Here is a 4,180-nt window from a genome sequence, read left to right on the forward strand (position 1 = left end):
GGAAGCGAATCTTCTTCACGCCCATCTCGTCTTGCAGGAATTCCAGCATTTTCTGCGCCTGCGGCGTCCCATTCATGTACTCGATACCAGCGTAGATGTCTTCAGTGTTTTCGCGAAAGATCACCATATCGGTCAGGTTGGGCTGCTTCACGGGCGACGGAACCCCTTCAAACCACCGTACAGGACGCACGCAGGCATAGAGGTCGAGTTCCTGGCGTAGGGCCACGTTCAGGGAGCGGATACCGCCGCCTACGGGCGTAGTTAGGGGGCCTTTGATGCCTACGAGATATTCGCGGAACGCATCTAAGGTCTCATTGGGCAGCCAGTTGTTGTTTTGTTTAAAGGATTTCTCGCCGGCCAACACTTCTTTCCACACCAACTTGCGCGAACCACCGTAGGCTTTTTCTACGGCCGCGTCAAATACTCGCACAGAAGCCGCCCAGATGTCCGGACCTGTACCGTCGCCTTCAATAAAAGGTATTGTAGGTTGGTCGGGTACATTCAGCTTGCCGTTTTTGATGGTGATTTTTTCTGCCATTGGGGAAATTGTCAGTTGTTAATTGACGGTTATTGGTGTTTTGGTAGTTGATTGTTGTGCAGGGCTCTACTCTCGATAGCTCTTTAGAAGAGAAGCTAGGAGGCGCGACACTAGTAGCCGAAAATCTCTTTCAGCGAAAGTTGCTGGAGCTGGCCGTACTTGGCGAGTTCCTTGAAATTGAGACGGTCCTTGGAGCCGATTACCAGTATGGTCTGATTCTGGCCTTTCACGCGAGCCTGCTGGAATTTCTGTAGGTCCGCAAAGCTCATATTCGGCGTTTGCTCATACACGTCGCGGCGCAAGTCATAGTCGAGGCCGAGGCGTTTGGCGCGTTCGTAGCTGAACAGGATATCGGACTTAGTGATGCGCTCGGTGGCAATGCTGTTGCGGATGGCGTTCTTGGCAATTTGCAGGTTGGCTTCGGCCACCGGCATATCGTTGAGCAAGGAATTCATACCTGCCATGGCTTCCGGCAACTTGTCGGACTGCGTGCCGATGTAGCTCAGGTTGTAGCTGCTGCGGCCGGCTTTGTCGGCGTTGGCGAAGCGCGAAGAAGCCGAGTACGCCAGCGCCTTCGACTCGCGCAGCTCCTGAAACACGATGCTGCCCATGCTGCCCCCGAAATACTCGTTGTAGAGGCTGGTCGTCGGCACGATGGACTTATCGTACACCGGCCCTTTCGAGAGGAACAGGATTTCCGCTTGCACCATGTTGTAGTCCACCCAATACACTTTGCGCGAGTCCATGGGTTGCTCGGCAAATTCCTTGTTGGCCGGTACTGGCGTGAGCTTGGCGGGCGTTTTATGGTTGGTGTTGAGCGTAGCCGTTAATCCATCAGCTGCGCGTGGACCATAATACAGCACACGGTGCTGATAGGTCGGGATGCTCTTGATAAGGGCTGTTAGCTGCTCTGGTTTCAGGGCCTTTAGCTCTTTCTCGCTAAGCTGGCTGGTGAACGGGTTCTTGGGGCCATACTTGGCGAAGTTCACCATGGCCTGGCTCAAAATCACCTGCTTGTTGAGCTTGGCATCCTGGCGCGACTTCAGCACGCCGGCCACCATATTCTTGAGGGCCGCCGCATCCGGGTTAGGAGCCGCCAGCAAGCTTTCGAAAAGCTGCAAGGCTGGCTCCATGTTGCTGTCGAGGCCGCTGAGGCTAACGAAAATCCGGTCCTGGCCGCTGCTGACGGCGAAGGAGCAGCCGAGCTTATAGAACTCTTGCTGAAGCTGCGCCGCGTTGTATTTGCCCGTACCGAGGTACTGGAGGTAGTCGGCGGCGAGGCCGAGCTTGGGGTCGTTATTCGTGCCCAGGTCGAGCACGTAGTACAAGTTGAAGAGGTTGTTTTCGGTGTTGCGGGTGTAGAACACCGGTATACCCGAGGCCAGCTTCGTCTCTTGAATGTCTTTTTTGTAGTCAACAAACACCGGCTGCAACTCGGGCGAAGCAAGGCTGGTAACCTGCTTGTAAAAGTCGGACGCTACTTCGCGGTTCACGGGCACCGGCGTAATGGCCGGCTTCACTACCTTCACCGTGTTGGGGTCTTTGCCGGTGCGCTTGTACACCACGGCGTAGCCGGGGCCGTAGTACTGACCGGCCACGCGCATCACTTCTTCCTTGGTGATGGTGGCGAAGTCGTCTATCTGCCTGAGGTAATCTTTCCAATCTTCGCGGGCCACAAACGCAGCCACAAAGGCGCCCGCGCGGGCCTCGTTGCTTTCGTAGCTCTTGGTGCGCTGTAGCTTTTCGTTGTTGACGATGGCTGGAATCAGCCACTCCGGGAAGTCGCCCTGCTTCACCTTGTCAAGCTGCGCGAGCAGCAGGTCGCGCACTTGCTCTAGTTTCTGCCCTTGGCGCGGCGTGGCGTACAGAATGTGTGAAGAGTAGTCGTTATTGATATCCGTAAACGAGGCGGCTTGCAGTACCGTCTGCTTCTGGTTGAGGTTGAGGTCAATCAAACCAGCCTGGCCGTTGCTTAGGATTTTATCAACCATGCGCAGCACCAGCGCCTCCCGCGACGTGGTGCCGGGAAAACGGAAGCCAAGCATCACGTTTTCGGCATCGGGGCCAACTACTTCCTTCACTAGCGGCGCCGTGAGAGGCGCTTCTTGGGCGGGCGTGAAGGCCGGTACGGGCTTGTTCGGTAGCTTGCCGAAGTACTGGTCGATGAGGCGGATGGTCTGGTCGTAGTCCAGGTCGCCGCTCAAACACAAGGCAACGTTATTGGGCACGTAGTACTTCTCGAAATACCGCTTAATCTCCGTAATAGACGGGTTTTGCAGGTGCTCGATGGTGCCAATCGTGGTTTGGGTGCCGTACTGGTGCTTCTGGTAAAGGCTGCGGTTCAGGGCTTCGTACTCCTTGGAAAAGTCGTTGTCGAGGCCGCGGTTTTTCTCTTCGTACACCGCCTCTAGCTCGGTGTGGAACAAGCGCGGCACCAACTCGCCGAGCCGCTCGCTCTGGATAGCGGCCCACTTCTCGATCTGGTTGCTCGGAATATCTTCCTGATACACCGTTTGCTCCACCGACGTGTACGCATTCGAGCCTTTGGCCCCGATAGCGCCCATCACCTTGTCGTACTCGTTGGCTACGGCGTACTTGGCCGCTACGCTCGATATCGAGTCGATTTGGTGGTAGGTGCGCTTGCGGGCAGCGGGGTCGTTGCGCTGGCTGCGGTACAACTCGTAAAGCGCTTCGATCTTGTCTAATTCAAGTTTTTCGGTTGCCCAGTTCTGGCTGCCCAGCTTCGAGGTGCCCTTGAACACCATGTGTTCTAGGTAGTGCGCAAGACCAGTGGCCGTAGCGGGGTCGTTTTTGGAACCGGCCCGAACGGCTAGGTACGTTTGGATGCGCGGCGCATCGTCGTAATCGGACAGGTAAACGGTCAGGCCGTTGGCTAGGGTGTAGATGCGGGCTTTGAGCGGGTCGCCTTCTACGGTCTGGTACTTGTAGTCTTTCTGCTGTGCTGCAACCGGCGTAGCGGTGGGAACTGAGGTGGCTGCTGTAGCGGCGGGCTTACTGGTTTGGCATTGCGTGAGGCCGATAGTCGCCAGAGCTGGAATCAGAAGCAGAAAGGTTTTTTTCACAGGTCAGCTGGCGCGGGCAGTAAGCAGGGCGGAGGAATAAAGGAATCAAAGATAGGCGGCCTATCCTGGAATAAAAAGTGCCTCCGGACCCTAAACCACCCGCCGCAGCTTCGAAGTGCGAAATTTTACGTATGGTGAACCACAGATCCGCGCCGTAAGAATCCTGCGTCAGGCTAAATAAAAGTTGAACGGAAAACTAGTTGCCGTTCTCAAACAACGTTGCGCCTCTGGCTAAAAAGGGTGAGGAGTAGTTGCGCCTCCTTAACAACTCGCGTCTATTATTCTGATGCTGAAAAGACCTTCTCCGGCCAGACCGATTGTCCTGACAATGGTTTGTGTCAACTAGAAGAAGACCCTTTCTGCGTCAGAAGGACAAGTAAGCAACATTGGCAACGGCTGGTCAGCTACCCCTAACTCCTTCTTGAGTAGGTAAACTAACCCTGCACTTTATCGAGAGGGCAAGCCGGCCGTTTAAAAATCGGCATCCAGGCCCAGGCGCTGCTGCATCTCGACTAGCATAGGAAATTTCTCTTTCAAGTACTCTAGCTTGTCGCTGGAG

At 55.4% G+C, this 4,180-nt stretch carries 2 protein-coding genes; both read right to left on the reverse strand.

Annotated features, from left to right (window positions below):
- Positions 1 to 538 (reverse strand): isocitrate/isopropylmalate family dehydrogenase (locus ACFE7X_RS24035; RefSeq protein ID WP_375438223.1); only part of this gene is annotated, 538 nt, incomplete at its 3' end.
- A 110-nt stretch (positions 539 to 648) separates the two neighbouring features.
- Positions 649 to 3,621, reverse strand: a complete 2,973-nt coding sequence (locus ACFE7X_RS24040; RefSeq protein WP_375438224.1) for a M16 family metallopeptidase — start codon at positions 3,619 to 3,621, stop codon at positions 649 to 651.
- Positions 3,622 to 4,180 lie beyond the last annotated feature (559 nt).

Source organism: uncultured Hymenobacter sp., assembly GCF_964242765.1.
GTDB lineage: Bacteria > Bacteroidota > Bacteroidia > Cytophagales > Hymenobacteraceae > Hymenobacter.